Source organism: Bacillus pseudomycoides DSM 12442 (genome assembly GCF_000161455.1).
GTDB classification, from domain to species: Bacteria; Bacillota; Bacilli; order Bacillales; family Bacillaceae_G; genus Bacillus_A; species Bacillus_A pseudomycoides.
The window spans coordinates 3977568-4001285 of the sequence record NZ_CM000745.1 but is presented as its reverse complement, the minus strand read 5'-3'; the positions used below and the strand labels follow the sequence as shown (position 1 = coordinate 4001285).

The 23718-nt window shown below is 37.7% G+C and carries 21 protein-coding genes and 2 pseudogenes; 20 read left to right on the top strand and 3 right to left on the bottom strand.

The window, feature by feature from the left end:
- The first annotated feature begins 40 nt into the window (after positions 1–40).
- The gene (locus BPMYX0001_RS20320) at positions 41–775 is read left to right on the top strand and encodes a pseudouridine synthase (RefSeq protein WP_003201223.1); all 735 of its coding nucleotides are present in this window, start codon (positions 41–43) and stop codon (positions 773–775) included.
- Between the two features lie 82 nt (positions 776–857).
- Here the strand turns inward: BPMYX0001_RS20320 and BPMYX0001_RS20315 are convergent, their stop codons facing one another.
- Positions 858–1079 carry a DeoR family transcriptional regulator gene (locus tag BPMYX0001_RS20315; RefSeq protein ID WP_000805512.1) on the bottom strand — a complete coding sequence of 74 codons (222 nt, stop codon included), beginning with the start codon at positions 1077–1079 and terminating at the stop codon, positions 858–860.
- 357 nt (positions 1080–1436) lie between these two features.
- Between BPMYX0001_RS20315 and pepV the strand changes: the two genes are divergently transcribed.
- From pepV to BPMYX0001_RS20295, 4 genes are all read left to right on the top strand, one after another.
- Entirely contained in the window at positions 1437–2843 is a 1407-nt protein-coding gene (gene pepV / locus BPMYX0001_RS20310) for a dipeptidase PepV (RefSeq protein ID WP_006096242.1), read from the top strand.
- A gap of 113 nt (positions 2844–2956) precedes the next feature.
- The gene (gene thpR / locus BPMYX0001_RS20305) at positions 2957–3511 is read left to right on the top strand and encodes an RNA 2',3'-cyclic phosphodiesterase (protein ID WP_018782813.1); all 555 of its coding nucleotides are present in this window, start codon (positions 2957–2959) and stop codon (positions 3509–3511) included.
- A gap of 429 nt (positions 3512–3940) precedes the next feature.
- Entirely contained in the window at positions 3941–6082 is a 2142-nt protein-coding gene (pulA, locus tag BPMYX0001_RS20300; RefSeq protein ID WP_006096240.1) for a type I pullulanase, read from the top strand.
- Positions 6083–6568: 486 nt separating this feature from the next.
- Positions 6569–7366: a phosphotransferase family protein gene (locus BPMYX0001_RS20295; protein ID WP_006096238.1), complete on the top strand. Its 798-nt coding sequence runs from the start codon at positions 6569–6571 to the stop codon at positions 7364–7366.
- Between the two features lie 8 nt (positions 7367–7374).
- Here the strand turns inward: BPMYX0001_RS20295 and BPMYX0001_RS20290 are convergent, their stop codons facing one another.
- Positions 7375–7653: a YtzH-like family protein gene (locus BPMYX0001_RS20290; RefSeq protein WP_003201233.1), complete on the bottom strand. Its 279-nt coding sequence runs from the start codon at positions 7651–7653 to the stop codon at positions 7375–7377.
- A gap of 274 nt (positions 7654–7927) precedes the next feature.
- Here BPMYX0001_RS20290 and trmB point away from each other — a divergent pair, with 274 nt between their 5' ends.
- The 7 genes and pseudogenes from trmB to BPMYX0001_RS20255 all read left to right on the top strand — a co-directional run bounded on the left by trmB (position 7928) and on the right by BPMYX0001_RS20255 (position 15847).
- The gene (trmB, locus tag BPMYX0001_RS20285) at positions 7928–8581 is read left to right on the top strand and encodes a tRNA (guanosine(46)-N7)-methyltransferase TrmB (protein WP_003201235.1); all 654 of its coding nucleotides are present in this window, start codon (positions 7928–7930) and stop codon (positions 8579–8581) included.
- 228 nt (positions 8582–8809) lie between these two features.
- Entirely contained in the window at positions 8810–9673 is an 864-nt protein-coding gene (locus BPMYX0001_RS20280) for a YtnP family quorum-quenching lactonase (protein ID WP_033799157.1), read from the top strand.
- 203 nt (positions 9674–9876) lie between these two features.
- Entirely contained in the window at positions 9877–11439 is a 1563-nt protein-coding gene (locus BPMYX0001_RS20275) for a fatty acid--CoA ligase (protein ID WP_033799156.1), read from the top strand.
- Positions 11439–12576: pseudogene (locus tag BPMYX0001_RS29605) on the top strand (acyl-CoA dehydrogenase family protein). Before BPMYX0001_RS20275 ends, BPMYX0001_RS29605 begins: the two are co-directional and overlap by 1 nt.
- Positions 12576–13691, top strand: coding sequence for a CaiB/BaiF CoA transferase family protein (locus BPMYX0001_RS20265; protein ID WP_006096233.1), 1116 nt, complete (start codon positions 12576–12578; stop codon positions 13689–13691). Before BPMYX0001_RS29605 ends, BPMYX0001_RS20265 begins: the two are co-directional and overlap by 1 nt.
- Positions 13692–13826: 135 nt before the next feature.
- Complete coding sequence (locus tag BPMYX0001_RS20260) at positions 13827–14699, top strand: 3-hydroxyacyl-CoA dehydrogenase family protein (protein WP_003201245.1); 873 nt, start codon at positions 13827–13829, stop codon at positions 14697–14699.
- The gene (locus tag BPMYX0001_RS20255; protein WP_033799155.1) at positions 14696–15847 is read left to right on the top strand and encodes a thiolase family protein; all 1152 of its coding nucleotides are present in this window, start codon (positions 14696–14698) and stop codon (positions 15845–15847) included. Before BPMYX0001_RS20260 ends, BPMYX0001_RS20255 begins: the two co-directional genes overlap by 4 nt.
- 192 nt (positions 15848–16039) lie before the next feature.
- Here the strand turns inward: BPMYX0001_RS20255 and BPMYX0001_RS20250 are convergent, their stop codons facing one another.
- Positions 16040–16351: a PepSY domain-containing protein gene (locus BPMYX0001_RS20250; protein WP_003201250.1), complete on the bottom strand. Its 312-nt coding sequence runs from the start codon at positions 16349–16351 to the stop codon at positions 16040–16042.
- Positions 16352–16493: 142 nt separating this feature from the next.
- Between BPMYX0001_RS20250 and BPMYX0001_RS20245 the strand changes: the two genes are divergently transcribed.
- The 8 genes and pseudogenes from BPMYX0001_RS20245 to BPMYX0001_RS20210 form a co-directional block, all read left to right on the top strand.
- Positions 16494–17567, top strand: a complete 1074-nt coding sequence (locus tag BPMYX0001_RS20245; RefSeq protein ID WP_016116681.1) for a M42 family metallopeptidase — start codon at positions 16494–16496, stop codon at positions 17565–17567.
- A gap of 201 nt (positions 17568–17768) precedes the next feature.
- A complete protein-coding gene (locus tag BPMYX0001_RS20240) occupies positions 17769–18278 on the top strand; it encodes a DUF84 family protein (RefSeq protein ID WP_003201255.1) in 510 nt (169 codons plus the stop codon).
- Between the two features lie 82 nt (positions 18279–18360).
- Positions 18361–18675 carry a thioredoxin family protein gene (locus tag BPMYX0001_RS20235; RefSeq protein WP_006096230.1) on the top strand — a complete coding sequence of 105 codons (315 nt, stop codon included), beginning with the start codon at positions 18361–18363 and terminating at the stop codon, positions 18673–18675.
- Between the two features lie 80 nt (positions 18676–18755).
- A complete protein-coding gene (locus BPMYX0001_RS20230) occupies positions 18756–19568 on the top strand; it encodes a DUF1444 domain-containing protein (protein ID WP_033799154.1) in 813 nt (270 codons plus the stop codon).
- The gene (ytpR, locus tag BPMYX0001_RS20225; RefSeq protein ID WP_018764527.1) at positions 19565–20179 is read left to right on the top strand and encodes a YtpR family tRNA-binding protein; all 615 of its coding nucleotides are present in this window, start codon (positions 19565–19567) and stop codon (positions 20177–20179) included. Before BPMYX0001_RS20230 ends, ytpR begins: the two co-directional genes overlap by 4 nt.
- 533 nt (positions 20180–20712) lie before the next feature.
- Positions 20713–21069: a hypothetical protein gene (locus tag BPMYX0001_RS20220; RefSeq protein ID WP_006096228.1), complete on the top strand. Its 357-nt coding sequence runs from the start codon at positions 20713–20715 to the stop codon at positions 21067–21069.
- A gap of 239 nt (positions 21070–21308) precedes the next feature.
- Positions 21309–22283 (top strand): N-acetylmuramoyl-L-alanine amidase, encoded by a 975-nt coding sequence (locus tag BPMYX0001_RS20215; protein WP_033799153.1) that lies wholly within the window; start codon positions 21309–21311, stop codon positions 22281–22283.
- A gap of 322 nt (positions 22284–22605) precedes the next feature.
- Positions 22606–23718 (top strand): annotated as a pseudogene (locus BPMYX0001_RS20210) (DNA translocase FtsK); the annotation flags it as partial.

Here is a 23718-nt window from a genome sequence, read left to right as displayed (position 1 = left end):
CACGTCCCCTTTTCTATGATAAATACAAGAAGGTGAAAGAATGAGATTAGATAAATTATTAGCAAATATGGGATATGGAAGTAGAAAAGAAGTAAAGAAGTTATTAAAGGATGGCGTTGTAAAAATTGATGGAATTTCAGTAAAAGATGCGAAGTTTCATGTGAATGTAGAAGAACAAGAGGTTACGATTCACGGTGAGATTGTTGAGTATAAGGAATTTGTATATTTAATGATGCATAAACCACAAGGGGTCATTTCGGCAACAGAAGATGATAATCATGAAACAGTTGTTGATTTATTGGAATTAGAAGATGCAATCTTTGATCCGTTTCCAGTTGGAAGACTTGATATTGATACAGAAGGCTTCCTATTATTAACAAATGACGGGAAGCTTACGCATCAGTTATTATCTCCGAAAAAGCACGTTCCGAAAAAATATTATGCACACGTAGCTGGAGTTGTAACAGAAAAAGATGTAGAAGAATTTGCAAAAGGTGTTATTTTAGATGATGGCTATGAAACGAAGCCAGGTGAACTTACAATTTTGAAAAGCGATGATGTGTCTGAAATCGAGCTTGTCATTACAGAAGGGAAATTCCATCAAGTAAAGCGCATGTTTGAAGCGGTAGGGAAAAAGGTTGTCTACTTAAAGAGAACGGAGATGGGACCTTTAGTGTTAGATGAAGAATTAGAACTTGGTCAATACCGTGAATTAACAGATGAAGAAGTGGAAATGTTAAAAACGTATCAAGTTCAAACAGAGAGTCAAGATTGAGACCGATTCTAAAAATAGAAAGAACCCCTTTCTGTGAAATCAGAAAGGGGTATGTATTATATTTTAGATACAATTGTTTTCGTTATGAGGTCATTCTCACTTTCTTTCCTGTTGTTGTCCACTTACCGCGGCAAGGGCTATACACGAGTTCATTAAATTGCAACACATTCAGATCACGTTGTATCGTTCGCGGTGTGATCCCGAACTCATCTACAAGGTCTTTCGTCGTTACCGTACCATTCTCATTGATGTACATATAAATTGATTTAATGCGTGTTAGCATACGAGTAGTCGTAGGTTTCAAGAGAAAACCACTCCTCTACTAGTTTTTTTGACCCCATTCAGGAAAGAAGGTCCTTACTTCCATTGTACTCCACTTGACAAATTTCATGCTTTAACCTAGTTAAATTTTACAAAAGTTTAACAAATAATAAAATATAAAAATATTGGTAGTTGACATTCTATGTCTCTTCTATCAACTACCACATAAATTTCTACGTAAACCGTCAAATTCCTGCAAATTTTTTTAGAAAAATAAAAGAAAAATTAATGTGAAATATCTGAAATATTATAATCGTTCGTTATTTCATCTTCTCTTATTGGCATATCGGATTTTCGTTTGCTATGATGAAAGAGAGAATATAGAAGAGGTGAATGAGTTATGTCAGCAATTAATTGGACAGAAGAAGTTGAGAAAAGAAAAGATGAATTAATTCATGACACGCAGCAATTCCTGCAAATTAAAAGTGTATGGGAAGAAGAAACAGCAAAAGAAGGTGCACCGTTTGGAGAAGGTGTAGCGAAAGCACTATCCTTCATGTTACATAGAGGAGAAGTTGAAGGATTTACTTCTAAAAATTTAGAAGGGTATGCAGGACACCTTGAAATGGGACAAGGAGAAGAATTGGTGGGTATTCTTTGTCACGTTGATGTTGTGCCAGAAGGAGATGGATGGACAACACCTGCATATAGCGCTGATATTCGTGACGGAAAGATTTTTGCACGCGGTGCAATTGATGATAAAGGGCCGACAATGGCTGCTTACTATGCAATGAAAATTGTAAAAGAATTAGGATTGCCGCTTTCAAAACGCGTACGCATGATTTTAGGAACGGATGAAGAAAGCAACTGGAAATGTGTCGATCATTATTTCAAAAATGAAGAAATGCCAACGATGGGGTTCGCACCAGATGCAGATTTTCCTATTATTAATGCGGAAAAAGGGATTTCTGATATACAAGTTGTGCAAAAGAATAGCGAAACAGAAGGCGGGGAATATGAGCTTGTTTCATTTGCTTCAGGTCGCCGTTTAAATATGGTTCCTGATTTTGCGGAAGCAGTGATTACGACTGAAAAAGCAGAGGAACTCAGAAATGCTTATGAACAATACTTACAAACTGTGAAGAAGACAGGTAAAGCAAATGTAGCAGGAAATACCGTGACACTACAATTAGAAGGAGTTTCAGCTCACGGTTCTACTCCTGAAAAAGGTGAAAATGCAGGACTCTTATTAGCGAACTTTTTAACAACGATTGCTCTTGACGGTAAAGGAGCCTCATTTGCGGCATTTGTTACAGAAACATTTACGAATGATACGCTTGGAGAAAAAGCAGGAATCGCTTATAAAGATGAAATTAGCGGACCGTTAACAGTCAATGTAGGTCGTCTTTCTTATACGAAAGAAGAAGGCGGAAACTTAGGTTTAAATGTGCGCTATCCAGTAACAACGAATTTTGAAGAGACAGTGCAGAAATTAAAAGACTATGTCGGCAACAAAGGCTTCCAAGTAGCTGATTATTCTAACTCACGTCCGCATCACGTTGATAAAGATCATGTTTTAATTCGTACATTACAACGTGTGTATGAAGAACAAACAGGAGAGAAAGCGGAGCTATTAGCAATTGGTGGCGGTACATATGCTCGTTCATTAAAAGCTGGTGTAGCATTCGGTCCGCTTTTCCCTGGAAAAGAAGAACTTGCTCATCAAAAAGATGAGTATATTGAAATAGAAGATTTACTAAAAGCAACAGCAATTTATGCACAGGCAATTTATGAATTAGCGAAATAGGTTGATTTTACTGTGATATATGACCGCTCTCTATCTTAGGGAGCGGATTCTTTTTATCCAATTGAATGAGATACAAAAGAAAAGCAACAATAACAAGAAAGGAGAAGATACAAATGGTACCACATTATTTTTTAGCAGTTACCCTGCCGGATCATATAAAAGAAATACTTGAAAATTACAAAGAAGAAATGAAGGACAAGTTGCCGTTTCGCTCATGGGTATATAAGGAAGACTATCATATTACACTTGCTTTTTTAGGGAGTGCGACGCAGGAACAATTGCAAGGAATAGAGAAAGGATTACAACTCCTTACAAATAAAACGGAATTAGATCTCACGCTGCAAAATTTTTCTATATTTGGCCTAGTAGAGAGCCCACGTATATTTTGGGCTGGATTAAAAGAAAATCAAGCGTTATTTGATATGCAAAAACAGGTGCATGCTATTTGTGAAAGAAACGGTTTTTCGCTTGAAACACGTCCCTATCATCCGCATATTACTGTTGCTCGTAAGTGGATGGGAGAAGAAACATTTAATCTTAAAGATCTGAAGCAATTAGATGCGATAGTGTTTCAGGCTGATACGATTACATTGTATGAGTCTCACGTCCATCAAACTCCAAAGTATAAGTCAGTTTATGAAATAAAGTTACAGAATCTTAAAGTGTGAAAACGTTTCTTATGAATGTGAATATACTATAGAAAATAGTAAGTTTGTGTAACATCCCATTTATCCTGTTATTTTCGGGCAGTAAGCCCCCCCACCTCAATATTCAGAGAGAAACAAGGGAGATGGGTGGAAGATGAAGAAAACCCCCACTGATGGAAGTTTCACTTTATCTTTAGGGAATACCTATTTCTTACAGATATATAAAACCATTTTGATTTTTCAACATAAAATCCCCTGTTATGTAAAGCAAAAAGTGATCGCTACTTGTTTTCTCTCTTTGTTTTAACGTTGCACGGGGCTGGAAGAGGTTCTGACCGCTTTTATGAATGGCCAGTTATTCTCTCCCACCTAAAGATTGGGTTTTATGTCGGTTTTTCAAATTGTATTCATATAGTTTCATTTTAATTTCGAGAATGATGGTGATTTTTTATGCTGAAAGTAAAGCGTCCATTTGAAGCCTATTTAGATGAAATGAATAAAATTACAATTTTGCTCCCGCATACGTATGGAACAAGCCGGACATTTTTTATGCAGGAAGGAAATCATGTATGGGAGCTTAAGGTTGCTCAAATTATTTCCCTTGCAGATGTAACAAAGTATGAATGTTATATAGAATATCCACTTGATGTGGGGAAGTATTATACAGTGCGGGATGAGCGGAATGAAGAAACAGATTTACAAATTGGAGCGGTTATTCGAACGGCTGTATTTGATGAAAAATATTATTATGATGGTAGCGATTTAGGGGCTTGTTATAGAAAGGAAAAAACAATTTTTAAAATGTGGGCACCAACTGCAAGACTTGCGAAAGTAAGAATTTATAAAAATGATAAAGAGTATACGGATTATGAGATGCAAAGAGAAGAGAATGGTGTTTGGTCTCGTATTTTACAAGGAGACTTTGAATTAGCAAGGTATACATTTCTCGTTTGTATTAATTTAATATGGAATGAAGCTGTAGATCCATATGCAAAATCGGTATCGGTGAATGGTAAGTATGGAATTGTAATTGATCTTGCGAAGACATATGTAAAAGAACAAACTTCATTACCTAAACTTGAATCTTTTACGGATGCAATCCTTTATGAATTGCATATTCGTGATGCCACTATGCATCCAAATAGTGGTGTGGAAAAAAAGGGGACATATACTGGATTAACAGAAGAGAATACGAAGGGGAGACTTGGGACAGAGACGGCCTTTTCTTATATAAAAGGATTAGGAGTTACACATGTTGAGCTTTTACCTCTTCATCACTTTGCTGGAGTAGATGAAACGACCCCTTTTGTAACGTATAACTGGGGCTATAATCCATTATATTACAATGTTCCAACGGGAGTGTATGCAAGTGATCCTACCGACCCTTATAACCGAATCAAGGAATGTAAACAACTTATTGAAAAGTTTCATGAGCATGGACTCCGCGTTATTTTGGATGTTGTATACAACCATGTATATGAAAGAGAAACGTCATCTTTTGAAAAGCTTGTACCAGGATACTATTTCAGACATGATGAAAATGGCATGCCATCAAATGGAACTGGAGTTGGGAATGATCTAGCATCAGAGCGAAAAATGATGCGGAAATTTATTATTGATTCTGTTTTATATTGGCTTACTGAATATAACGTGGATGGTTTTCGATTTGATTTAATGGGAATTTTAGATGTAGAAACGATGAATGAATTAGAAAAGGAAATAAGGAAAAGAAAAAAGGATGCACTGTTATTAGGGGAAGGCTGGGATTTACAAACACCGCTTCCGGCAGAAGAGAAGGCAACGCTTAACAATGCAAACAAAATGCCACAGATCGCGCAGTTCAACGATCAATTTCGTGATGGGATAAAAGGTAGCACGTTTGATGTAAGTAAACGTGGTTTTGCATTTGGAGGAAGTGTAGACCCCGCGCATTTGCAATATGTGTTATCAGGAAGTCTTGTAAATGAAAAAGGAGACGGGTTATTTTTAGAACCCATTCAAAGTATTAACTATGTGGAATGTCATGACAATATGACGATGTGGGATAAACTCGTGCGTAGCAATCAGGAAACGGAAGAAGTGCAAAAAAGGCGTCATCGTTTAGCGACAGCGATGACATTACTCTCACAAGGAATTCCATTTTTACATGCAGGACAAGAGTTTTATCGTTCTAAGAAAGGAAATGAAAATAGTTATAATGCGCTTGACGAAATTAATCAACTCGATTGGGATCAAAAAGAGAAAGAAATAGAAACAATTGCTTATATACAAGGCTTGATTGCGATTCGTAAGGCACATAGAGCGTTTCGCTTACAGTCAGCGAATCTTATAAAGGAGCATATGACATTTTTACAAACATCTCCTACTGTTGTTGCTTATCATTTGCAAAATATAGGAAAGTTCGGTCCTTGGAAGGAAATTGTGGTGTTGTTTCATAATGGTGTGCAATTAGAAACGATTTCACTGCCGAAACACGAAATGTGGTACGTATTAGCAGACAGTGCAAAAGCGAAAGTACATCCGATTTCTTCATTTCAAGGAAGTGAACTTCAAATGGTTCCGATTAGCTCGTATATATTGGCGATAATGTGACAAATCGCTACTTGACGATGAGAATATAATAAATGTAGAATTGACAAAGGTGACGATTTCGATAAGTTGTCATTGTATTATTGGTTTTGTAAAATATAAAGAATAGACGGTTAGTTTGTCTTGATTTCTTGGCCCATGCCAAGTTTTCTTTTATCAAAAAAAAGCAAGAAAACTCCACCTTCAAGGAATATGCCCAGTATAGTCTTTGAGGATGAAGATGAATTGCTAGTAACTGTCTTTATACAATATATTAAAACAGTAGTTCCAGGGGCGTTTGCCAATGGAATAGAGGGGTTGTGCATCAGGCAGCTGTGTCAACTTCACTCGTGTTAATCATCTGTTAGAGAAGATATACACGAGAAACCCCTACTTCAAGAGTCAAAGGAGCTAAGTAGCGGGAGTTTTCATATGAATCCATAACATCTTCAAAAGGTGTTGCGGTTTTTCTTTTCATAACTATAAAAGATAAGGATTTGTTAACGGGTAATGAATATGGAATGGTTGGAACAATTATTAGGAGAAGAGTGGAGTCTTATACCAGCTGGTGGGGCAACAGGCGATGCATATATTGCGCAAAATGGACAACAAAAGCTATTTTTAAAGCGGAATACATCGCCTTTTTTAGCGGTATTGTCAGCAGAAGGAATTGTTCCAAAATTACTTTGGACAAGAAGAGTGACGAACGGTGATGTGATTTCAGCTCAAAAGTGGCTTCCAGGACAAAAGCTAGAGCCAGAGGATATGAAACTTGAGTGTGTTGCGAAGCTTTTAAAAAAAATACATTCATCTAAAGCGCTTGTGCAGATGATACAAAGGCTTGGAAAACAGCCGCTCTATGCGCAGGAGTTATTGCAACAATTGTATTTTGTTTTAAGAGGAGATTTAAGAACGGATGAAACGATTCAGACAGGGCTACGATATTTAAAAGCCACACTGAAAGATGTGGAATATGATGAGTTTGTCGTGTGCCACTGTGACGTCAATCATAACAATTGGTTATTATCGGACGAAGATGAATTATTTTTAATTGATTGGGATGGAGCGCTTATTGCGGATCCTGCTCTTGATCTTGGCATGTTATTATATTGGTATGTTCCGTGTCACGAATGGGACGAATGGTTAGCGTATTATGGAATTGAAATGAATGAATCATTGGTTCATCGTATGAAGTGGTATGTAGTGGCACAAACTATTTTATCTGTTCAATGGCATACAACAAAAAAACAGCAAGCAGAAGCTGAATATTGGCATCAATATTTACAGCAACTACTTGCTTCAGAGTAATAAATAATTTAAGAGAAATTGTCCATTCCAGAAATCCATTGCGTGAGTTGCTCTTGATTATTGGAAATATGATTGTCTAAATCAGGAGAATATTTACCCGATTGACTATAGTAATATACATCGTTTAGCATTGTTTTTACATCGCTGTTCACACTATCGTTTGCAAGCAATGATTGAATGAGCCGTTCTAATTGTTCGCACTCAGAAACCGTTCCACAGCAATCGCTTTGGTGATTGACTAGAATATCTTTTAAAATTTCTAATTGATGTTGTTGATTAATCGGCATGATTGGATCATCCTTTCGATTGTTGTTCAATTTGAACAAGTAAGAGAAATTTTCTATTTCGTCATGGAGTAGCTAATCATTGGCTAACGAAACGTTTCTACAGGAGAGTTTCGTTCTATGCTCTTTGTAGTTTGTATCAAAATGGAACACCTTATACTTGAAAGAAACGGACCGAGTGCTCGTACGTACTTGGTTTTTTGTTTGATAGATTGATTAAAAAAGAAAGAAGGAATAAACCTTCTAAAAATAGTCTGGTAAAGAGAGGAAGACATCTATGCGTTTAAGACATAAACCATATGCAATGGATCGAATTAATGAGTATTCACAGTTTGTAATTGGAAACCCAGAGGAGCGTTGTGGCAATTGGAAAGAAGTGTTTGGAAATGACCATCCGATCCATATTGAAGTAGGAACAGGTCGTGGTCGTTTCGTTTATGAGATGGCAAAAGCGAATCCACATATTAACTATATCGGAATTGAAAAATTCACAAGTGTTATCGTAGATGCGCTTGATAGGTTAATTGAAGAAGAAGTACCAAACTTAAAATTAATTAATAAAGATGCTGAAGATTTAACAGTTTTCTTTGCGGAAGGCGAAATTGACCGTGTGTATTTAAACTTCTCAGATCCATGGCCAAAAAATCGTCACGAGAAGCGTCGTTTAACGTATAAAACATTTTTACGCAATTATGAAGAAGTGTTAGTAACAGGCGGAGAGATTCATTTTAAAACGGATAACCAAAGTTTATTTGAATACTCTCTTATGAGTATGGCTGAATATGGCATGCTACTCACATTCCTTAGTTTAGATCTTCATAACAGTGATTTCGAAGGTAACATTATGACGGAATACGAAGAGAAGTTTTCTAGTAAAGGACATCGTATTTATCGTGTTGAAGCGAAATATCGAACAGAACCTGCGCAGTAATGCGCAGGTTTTTTTGTTGTGAAAAAACATTCTGAATTTTGTGTTAGAATAAAGAGAAACTGTAATCAGTGGGGGTCTTTTTCATCCCCCACTGATTATCAGCCCGCACCAATCGGGCTTTTACGGGCAGTTGATTCCCCGACTAACTTCTTTGCTTTTGCTGCATTTTGAGGTGGGAGTCTTACTGCACGCGAATAGCGGGGGAAAATGGAAAAGGGGGAATGTGGAATGGAATCTTTAAAAATCGGAGAAATAAAAGTGACATGGCTCCGCGGAGGGAACACTCATTTAGATGGGGGAGCGATGTTTGGTGTCGTACCAAAAATCTTATGGTCACGCAAATATAAACATAATGATACAAATCATATTTATTTAAGAACAGATCCGTTGCTTGTACAAACGAAAGAAGGAAATATGCTCATTGATTCAGGAATTGGAAATAATAAAATGAATGAAAAAATGAAGCGGAATCAAGGGGTAACAGAAGAATCGTCAGTTGAACATTCTCTAGCGGAACGCGGTCTAACAGCTGAAGATATTCATTATGTATTAATGACACACCTTCATTTTGATCATGCATCAGGATTAACAAAATCGGAAGATGGTGAGCTTGTTCCGACGTTTCCAAATGCAAAAGTGTATGTATCAGAAATAGAATGGAATGAAATGAGAAACCCTAATATCCGCTCTCGTAATACATATTGGAAAGAAAATTGGGAGCCAATTGTAGAGCAAATCGTCACTTTCAAAGACGAAATACAAATTTCAGATGAAGTCAGAATGGTACATACAGGAGGGCATAGTGATGGTCATGCTGTAATTGTTCTTGAAAGTAAAGGAGAAACGATGCTTCATTTAGCGGATCTCTTGCCAACGCATGCTCATCAAAACGTATTATGGGTGATGGCATATGATGATTATCCAATGACTTCAATTGAACATAAGCAAAAATGGATGAAGTATGGTACAGAAAAGAAAGCATGGTTCACCTTTTATCATGATGCCTATTATCGCGCTGTGAAGTGGGATGAGGAAGGGAATATGGTTGAGAAGGTAGAACGAAAAGAGGAAAATGTATCAAGTGAAGTGTAAGAAAGATAGAAGTATGGAGTGGAGGGTCACCCCCTCCACTAAAAAGTAAATTTTTTATGTTCTTGTTCAACTACAAACACATTGCAAGGATTTGTCGAAAGAAATACTGTTAAAATATTCTGAATATTGTTATAATATCTCTGAGTTACTGCATTATGACATGCTCTATATGTGAAGCTTTTTATTCGAAAGGGGGAAATATATTGCATATAACGATTGGAAATTTACTTGAACTGACTACTGGAAATTATCCAAATAAAGAAGCGATTGTTGAACCGAAAAAAAATATTCGCTGGACGTATACAGAATGGAATGAACAGGTGAATAAGCTAGCTCATGCGCTCCAAAAAAGTGGTATACAAAAAGGTGACCACGTCTCGACTTTTCTCTTTAATAGTAGTGAACTAGCAACTACATGTTTCGCTTGTGCAAAAATTGGCGCCGTATTTAATCCGATTAATTTTAGATTAAAACCACAAGAACTCAGTTATATATTAGAAGATGCTTCTCCAAAAATCGTACTTTTTGAAAAGCAATTATCCTCCCAAATACAAAGTATTCATAAACAATTTCCTCATATCCAGTTCTGGTACATTGACCAAAATCATCCACCGTTTTCTATTTCATATGAAGAAAAACTATCAAATGCATTACCGGATTTTGAAACAGTAGAAGTAAAAGAAGATGATATTTGTTCCATTATGTATACAAGTGGAACAACCGGTTATCCGAAGGGAGTACTTCACCGTCACCGAGAAATTATCGATCAAAGCTTGATGGGAATCGCATATTTACATTATACCGAGAATAGTCGTGGTCTTGTAACAGCACCGATGTTTCATTGTGCTGAGCTGCACTGTTGCTTCGTTCCAAGGGTACATAGCGGCGGGGCGAATATTATTCTGCACCATTTCGATGCAAAGAATGTGCTCGAAACGATTGAAAAAGAGAAGGTTACTGTTATGTTCGCGGCACCTACAATGTGGAATATGATGTTGCAGGAAGATTTAATGCAGTATGATTTATCTTCTCTTAGGTACGGTTTATATGGAGCAGCTTCAATGGCACCGGCACTTGTAAAAGCTTGTGATGAAAAATTGAATGTTTCATTAGTACAAGCCTATGGTATGACGGAAATGGGACCGGCAGTTACTTTTTTACGAGAGAATGAGCAACTTACTAAAGTAGGTTCTGCAGGAAAAGCTGCCTATAATCATGAAATTCGTGTTGTCCGTCCAAATGAAGAAGGGCCATCTGAGCCGAATGATATATTACGACCGTATGAAATCGGAGAAATTATTATGCGAGGTTCCTGTTTGATGAAAGGGTATTACAACAATGAAGAGGCAACAGCAAAAGCATTATATAAAGGATGGTACCATTCAGGAGATTTGGGGTATGTAGATACAGATGGTTATTTATACGTTGCGGATCGCGTTGACGATATGGTTGTTAGTGGTGGAGAAAACATTTACCCACGTGAGGTCGAGGATTTTTTGTATACACATGAAAGTGTTTTAGATGTTGCGGTGCTTGGAGAGAAAGATGAGCTTTGGGGAGAAAGTGTTCTAGCATACATCGTTTCAAAAGATCATTCTCTTACCGAAGAGATATTAGATGAGTATTGCAAAGTAAGTGATAAGCTTGCTGATTATAAACGTCCACGTCGCTATGTGTTTGTTGAACAACTTCCAAGAAATGCAAGCGGTAAAATTCAAAAGTTTATTTTGCGTAATGCAGAAACGGAAGCTAAGGGGAGGATATGATGAGGCATAAATATTTACAGGAGGAGCATCACATTTTTCGTGATGCTTTTCATAAATTTTTAGAAAAGGAAGCATATCCATACTATAACGAATGGGAAAAAGAAGGAATAATTCCTCGTGCTTTTTGGACAAGTATGGGGAGTAAAGGTTTTCTTTGTCCAATGGTAGGTGAGCGGTATGGAGGAGCAGGTGCTGATTTTGGATATTCGGTTGTCATTAACGAGGAACTTGAAAAGGTTGGATCAAGTTTAATCGGAATTGGTTTGCACAATGACATTGTCGTTCCATACTTCACGCAGTATGGAACAAAAGAAACGTTGGTTACCAAAATGTGTAAGCGGTGAATGTATAACTGCAATTGCGATGACGGAGCCAGGAGCAGGTTCGGACTTGGCGAGTATTCGAACAACTGCAAGAAAAGAAGGTGATTATTATGTCGTGAATGGAGAAAAAACATTTATTACAAATGGTATTCATGCAGATTTAGTTATCGTTGTTTGTAAGACAGACACAAATATTAAACCGGCTCATAAAGGCATGAGTCTACTTGTTTTAGAAAGAGGAATGGAGGGATTTAAAAGAGGAAAAAAACTAAAAAAAATCGGCTTACATAGTCAAGACACAGCAGAACTTATTTTTGAAGATGTAAAAGTGCCTGCTTCGAATTTGCTAGGGGAAGAAGGAAAAGGTTTTTATTATCTCATGGAAAAGTTGCAGCAAGAACGTCTCATTGTTGCAATTGCAGCTAAAACGGCCGCGGAAGTGATGCTACATATAACGAAAAACTATGTCCAAGAGCGAAAAGCATTTGGGAAAAGTATAAGCGATTTTCAAACAGTACAGTTTCGATTAGCAGAGATGTATACGGAAATTGAAATTGGTAGAACATTTGTCGATGACTGTATTGCCAATCACATGAATGGTGAGAACATCGTAACGAAAGTATCGATGGCGAAGTGGTGGCTGACAGATCTTGCAAAAAAAGTGTCAGCAGAGTGCGTACAACTGCACGGTGGATATGGATATATGGAAGAATACGAGATTGCGCGGCGTTATCGTGATATCCCAGTAAGCGCGATTTATGCTGGTGCGAATGAGATTATGAAAAATATAATTGCAAAGGGTATGGGCTTATGATGTTGAAAGGAATAACAGTTGTTGATTTTTCTCATTACTTACCAGGTCCGTATGCAGCACTTCGCCTTGCTGATTTAGGTGCAGAAGTGATAAAGGTAGAACCGCTTTATGGTGATTTAGCAAGAGGATTGGAATCTGATAATCAGGCATTTTTTTATGCGAATAATCGTAACAAGAAAAGTATTGCAATAAACGTAAAGCAACCAGAAGGAGTAGCGGTAGTGAAAAAACTTCTTCAAAAATCTGATGTTTTAATAGAAAGCTTTCGGCCTAACGTAATGAACCGTCTTGGTCTTGGATATGAAGAAGTTAAACGGATAAATAAAAGTATCATTTATACTTCATTAACTGGATATGGACAAAATAAAGAACATTCGGATCTTGCAAGCCACGATATAAATTTTATGGCAGTAAGCGGCGTATTAGCACAGTTGAAAGATCAAGAAGGAATTCCGGTTCATCCCAAAATTACCCTTGGGGATGAGATAGGCGGAATGATGACTTCAGAAAAAATTATGGCAGCATTGTTTCAAAGAGAGCGAACTGGGGAAGGGAGTTATCTCGATATTTCTCTCACAGATAGCTTAATGATGTTAATGAACAATCATATCATGCTTGAAAAAATGTATAACAAACGTCATGGGCTAGATTTGCTTAGCGGTAAGATTGTATGTTATTCCCTCTACGAAACGAGCGATGAAAGGTTTGTTGCGCTCGGAGCAGTTGAACAGAAATTTTGGCATTCCTTTTGTGAAGCGGTAGGAAGAGTAGAATGGGGGGATAAGCAATATGAACTAACTCAAGATGGTCAAATCATTTATGAGCAAATGAAAGCACTCTTTGCTAGTAAGCCATTGGCGTATTGGACGAAATTTGCGATGGAAGTGGATTGTTGTTTGGCGCCTGTTTTGGAGACAAATGAATTATCGTCGTCACCATTTACAAGGCATCTAGTAAATGAGAAAGGATATGTATTTACACATACGAGTCATACATTTGCGAATCCACCGAAGCTTGGTGAGCATACCGAAGAAGTGTTGCAAAAGCTTGGATTATCGAAGTTAGAGATTGAGAGATTGGAACAATTAGATGTAATTGAGCGAGTTCGTGTATGAATAATTAGAGAGAAGATAGAGAATCAAGAGGACATTTATTTCTCGTAAATATGCAAGACTATTTCGGAAAGTATTGATTCATTGTTGAAATGTATGTTGTGGAAATGAAAAGAAAATAATTAAAGGAGGAAAATAATGATTCAAAATATCGCAGTAATTGGTGCAGGAATTATGGGAAGTGGAATTGTCCAAGCGTTAGCGATGGGCGATAAACATGTGAAAATGTATGATATATCAGAAGAAAGTTTACAAAAAGCTTATGGAACTATCACCAAAAGCTTGGGTCGTTTCGTGAACGCAGGACGTATGACAGAGGAAGAAAAAAATGGCATTCTAGCTCATATTACTTCTACAGTTATATTGGAAGAAGCTTGCCAAAATGTAGAGCTTGTTATTGAAGCAGTACCAGAAATATTACAGTTAAAGAAGGAGATTTTTCAAAAGCTAGATTTGTATACATCGCAATCTACTATTCTAGCAACGAATACGTCTGAATTAAGTGTAACTGCAATTGCAAGTGTAACAAGTCGTCCAGAAAAAGTAGTGGGGATGCATTGGTTTAATCCCGCTCCTGTTATGAAGCTCGTTGAAATTGTACGAGGAGTGGTTACGGCAGAAAGTACGATACAAGCAGTAAGAACAGTCTCAGAAGGAATTGGGAAAGAAACGGTTGTTGTGAAAGATATGCAAGGATTTGTGACGTCGCGGGCAATTGCTATTCATATGTTAGAGTGCATGCGTATGTATGAAGAAGGAATTACAAGTAAAGAGGACATTGATAAGGCAATTAAGCTTGGTTTGAACTATCCAATGGGACCATTTGAATTAGCGGATTATGTAGGGCTAGATACGATGCTATTTGCGAGTACAGGACTAATGGAAGCATTTGGAGATAGGTTTAGAGCGCCGCAAACACTTGTGAAACTTGTAGAGGCAGGACATCTTGGAAGAAAGACTGGGAAAGGTTTTTATGATTATTCAAAAGGGAAAGTAGGCGAGAAAATATGAAGCGGGACGTTGTTATTGTTGAAGCTGTACGTACGCCAGTTGGTAAAAGAAATGGGGCATTTCGTTTACTTCACCCTATACAACTTGCGGCAGTTGCACTGAGTGAAGTAACAAAACGGGGGAATATAGAAAAAGGACTTATAGAAGATATAGTTATGGGGTGTGTAACGCCAATTAACGAACAAGGCTTTAATATTGGAAGACTTTCGGCACTTGAAGCAGATTTTCCTATAACGGTTCCAGCAGTAACGATTAATAGGCTCTGTGGTTCAGGGCAACAGGCTATTCACTTTGCTGCGCAAGAAATTAAATCAGGGGATATGGACATTACGATTGCAGCTGGTGTTGAACATATGACAAAAGTTCCTATTTTAAGTGATGGAAATGAGCAGACGATCCCGAGTAGTCTTCACGAAAAGTATCAAATTGTGCATCAAGGTGTATCTGCTGAGATGATTGCAGAAAAATATGGTATTACACGTGAACAGTTAGATGCTTACGCGCTAGAAAGTCATAGACGCGCACTTCAAGCTATTGAATCTGGACACTTTCAGCGAGAGATTGTACCACTGCATGGTGTAGATAAAGAAGGCAATGAAATATTAGTTGAAAATGATGAAGGCCCGAGAAGGGATACTTCTTATGAAGCGTTATCAAATTTAAAAACAGTGTTTAAAGAAAATGGAGTGATTACAGCAGGGAATGCAAGTCAAATTAGTGATGGTGCTGCAGCAATCTTGCTGATGGATAGTGAAAAGGCTAAAGAGCTAGGTTGTAAAGCACGTGCTCGTATTGTTAATCAAGTGGTTGTTGGTTCTGACCCGACAACAATGCTTGATGGCGTTATCCCTGCAACAAAAAAAGTGCTACAAAAATCAAATTTAACAATTCATGATATGGATGTTGTAGAAATCAATGAAGCATTTGCATCGGTTGTTTTAGCATGGCAAAAGGAAATGGAAGCGGATTTACAAAAGGTGAATGTTAATGGTGGTGCGATTGCGCTAGGTCATCCACTTGGGGCAACTGGTGCGAAATTAATGACTTCTCTTCTTCATGAATTGGAGCGGAGGCAGGGAAGGTACGGCCTACTGACAATTTGCATTGGACATGGGATGTCGACAGCGATGATAATTGAAAGAATGTGAAAAAGTGTGCAGAAATTCATCTGCACACTTTAATCTCACTACTCATGAGTGGTAGCCCTCACCTCAAAGTTATGCAAGCGGAGTATTATTGTCCGTAACAATCTAATTGGCCGGGAGTGAATAATCAATGTGGGAATGAAGCCCTCCACTGATCAAAGTTTCACTTTATGCTTTTTGATTTTCTGAGTTGTTTTAAGCAGCCGTTACTTCTAAAACGGTACCTGTTTTTGCATCTACTAAAAATTCAAATCGTTCTTGTATATCATTTAAAATTGTTGTAAGACCGCCGCGGTATACTTCGTACGCGACATCATATTTTTCAAACGTCTCTGGAACCATATGTACCCAAGAGCCAGTAATTTCGCCTTTATGACTTAATGCTTGTTTCACCATTTTTAATGCTTTCTCTGAAGAAATATGGGATTGTTCTTGAACTTTGTTTGCAACAAGATAACCAGCTGCAAAACCAACACCAACACCAGCTAGTAAACCTTTCCAGCGCATATATTCACCTCAATTCTATAAAGTAGTGTATTGATGATAATTATAATGCAATTTTAACGAAAAAAGAAGAAACTAGAAACATTTCGAAAATTTCGTTACAATAAAAGAGGTATTCTACTAAGGTTTGAAAGAAGGGAACTTCGTGAATAAAGAGACATTAGAATTATTTCGCACGTTAACAGAATTACAAGGTACATCAGGATTTGAGCATGATGTGCGCCGTTTTATGAAAGAGGAGTTAAGTAAATATGCAGATGAAATCGTCCAAGACGGTTTAGGTAGCGTGTTCGGTCTGAAAAAAGGGGATGAAAATGGCCCACGTGTACTTGTAGCTGGTCATATGGATGAAGTTGGCTTTATGGTTACGCAAATTACGAAAAACGGGATGATTCGTTTTCAAACGCTAGGCGGCTGGTGGAGCCAAGTGCTATTAGCACAACGTGTACAAATTATGACGAAAAACGGCCCAGTTGTTGGGGTTGTTGGTTCGATTCCACCTCATTTATTAAGTGATGCACAACGTGCGAAACCAATGGATATAAAAAATATGTTAATTGATATAGGTGCAGATAGTTATGAACAAGCGCTTGAAATTGGTGTGAAACCAGGGCAACAAATTGTTCCGATTTGTCCGTTTACACCAATGGCAAACGAAAAGAAAATTATGGCGAAAGCTTGGGATAACCGCTACGGCTGTGGTCTTGCGATTGAATTGTTAAAAGAATTAAAAGATGAAACATTACCAAACACGTTATACTCTGGTGCGACTGTACAAGAAGAAGTCGGTCTTCGCGGCGCACAAACAGCAGCTAATATGATTCAGCCAGATATTTTCTATGCGCTTGATGCGAGTCCAGCAAATGATGCATCTGGGGATAAAACGCAGTTCGGTCAATTAGGAAAAGGAGCACTTCTTCGCATTTATGACCGTACAATGGTAACACATAGAGGAATGCGTGAATTTATTTTAGATACAGCAGAAACACATAACATTCCGTACCAGTACTTTATTTCACAAGGTGGTACAGATGCAGGTCGTGTACATACGAGTAACTCTGGTATTCCGTCAGCAGTAATTGGTGTTTGCGCTCGTTACATTCATACTCATGCTTCTATTTTACATGTTGATGATTATGCAGCAGCGAAAGAATTGATTACAAAACTTGTGAAAGCAACAGATAAAACAACATTAGAAACAATTAAAAACAATGCTTAAAAGAAAGGGCCGGATTCGGCCTTTTCTTTTCGTATATGAAAAGAAATAAAAACACTCTTTTTAGATGGGAGAGAGCGTCCGCTTATGTATAGAAAAGTTCAGAATTTTCCCTATCCCATATAGAGTTAAAAACAAAGAAAGAACAAGAGTGTCAATTACCTTTTGTTCTTTGTAGCAATGACTTATATAGAGGTGAACAATATGAAAGTAGCAGTTGGCTCAAAAAATCAAACAAAAGTAGGAGCCGTACAAGAAGTATGGAAAGAGGTAAGTATTACTTCAGTTTCTGTTCCTTCAGGAGTTGCAGCACAGCCATTTTCTGATGAGGAAACGATGCAAGGCGCAATCAATAGAGCGAAGCGAGCACTAGAAGAAAAACAAGCTGACATCGGTATCGGACTAGAAGGCGGTGTAATGAAAACAGAGCACGGTTTGTTTATGTGCAATTGGGGTGCTTTGGCGACAAGCGCGGGGAAAGTATTTGTCGCAGGTGGGGCACGGATTATGCTTCCTGATGATTTTCTTTCTCCTCTTGAAGATGGAAAAGAGTTAAGTGAAGTAATGGAGGCATTTGTAAAACGAAAAGACATTCGTAGCCATGAAGGCGCAATCGGAATCTTTACAGATCATTATGTGGATCGTACACAATTATTTGTACATGTTGTAAAGCTGTTAATTGGGCAATATAAGTATGATGAAAAACAAGCATAAACCTTGCACCATACGTGATGTATGGTAGTATAAAAGAAGATTAGAGATGAAAAGATACACTTCGTTAGAGGAGGAAATATAGATGAAATCATTAGAAAGCATGGAACAATTTCAAGAATTAAAAAATGAAGAGAACGTCATTTTTATGTTCTCAGCAGAATGGTGCCCAGACTGCCGTTTTATTGACCCATTTATGCCAGAAGTAGAAGGAAAATATAGCGATTTCTCATTTTACTATGTAGATCGTGACGAATTTATTGACCTTTGCGTGAAATTAGACGTATTTGGCATTCCGAGCTTTGTAGCGTACAATAAAGGTGAAGAAACTGGACGCTATGTAAACAAAGATCGTAAAACACAAGAACAAATCGAAGCGTTTATTGAAGGGTTAAAATAAGGCGATCTCGCCAATTAAATTGTAAAAACAACCTCTACCTTCGCGGGGGAGGTTATTTTTTTGGAAGGGAGGTAAACGAAATGAGAATGACAAGCAAAAAGATGAAAGATGAGTTAATGACTAGATTAGCTCGTCCAGAGTGGGAATTTCATTATGATAGCGAGAAGGATACGCTCCGTATTGAACAAAAAGATACGAAAAAGGGAATTAATGTTTCACTTCCAGGAGTTGTAGCGAAATGGGAAGTGAAGAAGGAAGCAGCGATTGAAGATGTTGTGTATTACGTACAAGAGGCGCTACTTGCGATGCATAAAGAAGAAAGCGGCGCGGCAAAAATTTTACCGGTTATTCGATCCACTTCTTTTCCAAAGCAAGCTGAAGAAGGAAATCCTTTCGTAATGACAGATCATACAGCAGAAACGCGCATTTATTATGCATTAGATTCTAATAAAACATATCGATTAATTGATGAACGTTTGTTACAAAAACTAGGACTTACAGAGCAGCAAGTACGTGAAATGGCATTGTTTAATGTACGTTCCTTAAGTCATTCATTTAAACAAGATGAAGTGGCGGGGAATACATTTTATTTCTTAAACACAAATGATGGCTATGATGCGAGTCGTATTTTGAATGAATCATTATTACAATCGATGCGTGAAAAGATTTCAGGTGACATGGTTGTAGCTGTTCCGCACCAAGATGTATTAATTATTGCTGATATCGTGAACGAAATCGGTTATGATATTATTGCACAAATGACAATGAAGTTTTTTGCCGAAGGTCATGTTCCGATTACATCACTTTCATTCGTATATGAAGATGGGGATTTTGAGCCAATCTTTATTTTAGCGAAGAATCGGAAGAAGACAAATGGAAAAGAGAAAGGATGAACAAAGTGAACGTTTTTTACAACCTTGAAGGAATTGGCGACACATTAATCGTTGCCTTACAAGATATCACATTAGAAAACCGTACATTTGACCGCAAAGGAGATGTTGCACGCGTTTATGATCGTGAAAGCAACGTAACAGGAGGATTCAACATCTTTAATGCGTCTTCTTATGTAGAAGTAAAGGAAACAGGGAACATTACTTTAACAAAAGAGCTTGTTGAAAAAATCAATGACATTTTAGCAAAGAATGGCTTTGAAGAAAAAGTAGAAGCAGACCTCACGCCGAAATTCGTCGTTGGCTACGTAGCTGAAAAAGAAAAGCATCCAAATGCAGATAAACTAAACATTTGTAAAGTAGAAATCGGTACAGATACACTACAAATCGTATGTGGTGCACCAAACGTTGATGCAGGACAAAAAGTTGTTGTCGCAAAAATCGGTGCTGTAATGCCAAGTGGTATGTTAATTAAACCAGCTGAGCTTCGCGGCGTTCCATCTTCTGGAATGATTTGTTCTGCACGTGAATTAGAGCTTCCGGATGCTCCTCAGGAAAAAGGTATTCTTGTATTAGAAGACAGCTATGAGGTTGGACAAGAGTTCAAATTTTAATTGATATATAATTACAAATTGAAAACCCGACATAAAACCCAATCTTTAGGTGGGAGAGAGCATCCGGCCATGCATAGAAGTGGTCAGATCCTTTTCCTGCCCCATGCCAAGTGAAAACAAAGGGGAAAAACAAGTAGCGATCATCTTTTGTTCTTCGTAGCAGCGAACGATATGCCGGAAAATTAAAATAGAATTATATAGAAAAAATAGTCTCATGATAAAATGAGGCTATTTTTTTATTTACATGTCTTTATATTGTAACGCTTTTCTCAAAATCTATATTGTATTTCAAAAACAAATTAGTTAAAATTTAGAAAAATATATAAATGCAAATTGAAAACCCGACATAAAACCTTTCTTTTAGGGTGGGAAAGAGCATCCAGCCATGCATAGAAGCGGGCAGCCCCTTTTCTTGTCCCATGTCAAGTGAAAACAAAAAGAGAGAACGAGTAAAGGTCACCTTTGTTTTTTCATAGCAGCGACTTATATGTTGAAAAATTAAAATGGAGTTATATAGAAGGAGATAGGAACATATGAGACAATTTCCAAAAGTGAAAGAGCTTCTGGGGCTTATCGAAACTTCGAAGAAACATGATATTGAATTACAATCATTTGAAATATATTTATTGCATGAAAATGAATTGGAAAAGGGACAAATTGGATATCGATATGATAAAAACAAAAATTCACTCATGAGTGGGAAAAAGGGAGATTGGCAAGAGAGTTGGATTGTTATTGGATATGATACAGATATTGGTGATCCTATCTTTGTTGATATAGATAATCCACTCCATCCGATCTACACAGCTGAACAAGGATCGGAAATATGGGAACCAGTTTGTATAGCACGTAGTATAGATGAGATTATGAAACAGTTAAAAGAAATTTAGGGTGTTTTTATATAAATGCAAATTGAAAACCCGACATAAAACCTAATCTTTAGGTGGGAGAGAGCATCTGGCCATGCATAGAAGCGGTCAGTCCCTCTTTCAGCCCCATGCCAAGTGAAAACAAAAAGAGAGAACGAGTACAGGTCACCTTTTGTTTTTCATAGCAGCGACTTATACACTTGGAAACCAAAATGGATATATAAATAGAGTATGTGCAAAGTAGATGGGAGGAGGAAGCTATGAAATATATAAAAATGATGTGTGCAGTTGTATTACTTGGAATATATATGGGAGCGTGCTCGAAGGAACAAGAGAAGAAAATACCATCTACTGTGCAAGAAGAGAATAAAAAGGTTGTAGAACAAACGAAAGAAACGCCACCAGAGAAGCAAGCGGAAAAAGAGAAGAAAATAGAAGCTGAATTACCAGTGAAACAAAATGGAGAACAAGAGAAAAAAATTGAACAAGAACCATCCGTGGAGCAAGATGAAAAACAAGAGCTAAAGGTGGAGCAAGTACCACAGGCTGAGGAATCGGCCAAAACCCTTGAGGTAAAAGCAAATGCTGAGCAAAAACAAGCAAAATTTCTTGTTGTAATTGATCCAGGGCATCAAGAGAAAGCAAATGTAAATTTAGAACCAATTGGCCCGGGGGCAACTGAGCAAAAGTATAAAGTGACTGATGGAACAACAGGTGTTGTGACGAAAAAAAGAGAATCTGTTCTTGTATTAGAAGCTGCTGTCATATTGAAAGAGAAGCTCGAAGCAAAAGGTATGCAAGTACTTATGACAAGAACAACACATGATGTTGATATAAGTAATAAGGAGCGAGCGACATTTGCGAATGAGCATCAAGCAGATTTATTTTTACGCCTTCATGCGGATGGTTCAGAAAATCGAGCACAAAAAGGGTTTGCTGTGTTGACGCCAGCGGAAGGGAATACATATACAAAAGGAATCTATGCAGAAAGTTTACAAGTTTCTCAAATAATCGTAAAGAAAATGAAAGAAAACAGCCAGGTAAAAGTAAATGGAATCAAGTTTCGAGATGATCTTTCTGGATTTAATTGGTCGAAAATTCCAGGCGTTTTACTTGAGCTTGGATTTATGTCGAATCCTGAAGAAGATCAGAAACTATCAGACACACAATATTTAGACTCTTTACTGCAAAGTGTAACCGAGAGTGTAGAAGAATATCGGAAGAGTAAAGCTTAAACGGCAGTCTTATATATGAGGCTGTTTTTTTATGTATAAATACAAGTGAAAACCTTTCTTTTTGGGCGGGAGAGGGGGAACCGGCCATGTATAGAAGCGGTCAGGTCCTTTTTGAGCCCCGTGCCGGGTTTAAAACAAAGGGAGAAGGAGAGAGGAGGCCCTCTTTTGTGTTCATAGCAGCGACTTGTATGTTGAGAATCTATTGTACTTACTGAAAATTTGAATATGGTAGACAAAATACAAGAGCGTAATTTTACCTGCACTTTTTGCCGAATGCTGATACAATAAAGGATGTTACTATTTAGTAGAAAGAGTGGTAAACATGTTAGATTGGATGAAAAAGCTGTTTAACAAAGAGGAACATCAGGAAGAAAAAGCAGCGATAAATAAAGCAGTACCGAAGAACACTGAAAGTAAGCCGAAAACTCCTCGTGTAAACCACTACACTGAAGCAAGAGAAGCACAAATGGCTAGTCGGAATTTAGGTGTGAAATGCCGATTTCCGTTAATACCTGATGATGGATTTGATGAGGAGAATGTGGAAGAATCAACACATTTTGAGCAGCAACCTCTGCCAAGGGTAACGAACATGGAGAGACGCAGGCCAAGATATGTAGAAGAACCAGTTCATACATTTGCCCCGCCACAAGCCCAACAAGAAATTGAGCCAGAGCCTATCTTGCCAAAAAAATCTGTGCCAGTACAAGAAAGCCATCGAAGACCATTTCGCCCGACAGAAATGATTTCGCCTATCTTTGGATATAAACGTCCTTCGAGAGAGAAACAAGAAGTTAAGACGGAAGAAAAAGGGCAGGAAGATCTTGAAATATCCTTTGAAGGAAAATCTGTCGTCGATGCTTGGTTGGAGAAAAAAGGATACTCTCTTTCGAATTTCTCAGACGAATCCTTTATTCCTTCTAAGAAGCAGGAGAAAAATCTGGAGCATACTGGACAACAAGAAAGCCCAAAAGAGGAAAAATCAGTTGTTGATCAGTGGCTAGAGAAAAACGGTTACGATTCTGAGCGTTCATTCACTTCGTTAGAGGGGCAAGAAAAGGTAGATGCCATTTCAGACTCTCTTCCATTTGCAACTGATAACTTTTTACATAAATCAGTTGGACAGGATAATAAGAAAGAAGAGCATACTGTTGAAATCGTACAGGTATTTGAGCAAGAACCAGATGTAGTGGCGTTATCACAATATGATAACGCAGCGAAGGAAGAAATCCTGCAAGATGAGTTGCTAGATTCTACTGTAGAGAATATGGATACAACGTCAACGGAAGAAAATGAATATAAGAAAGAAATAGAAGAAGAACAGCTAGTGGAGAAAACTATTTTAGAAGAAAATATTGTTGAAGAAGCTGAAGAACCAACGCGGGAAGTTGAAGAAGTGGAAGAAGCTGAAGAACCAACGCGGGAAGTTGGAAGAAGT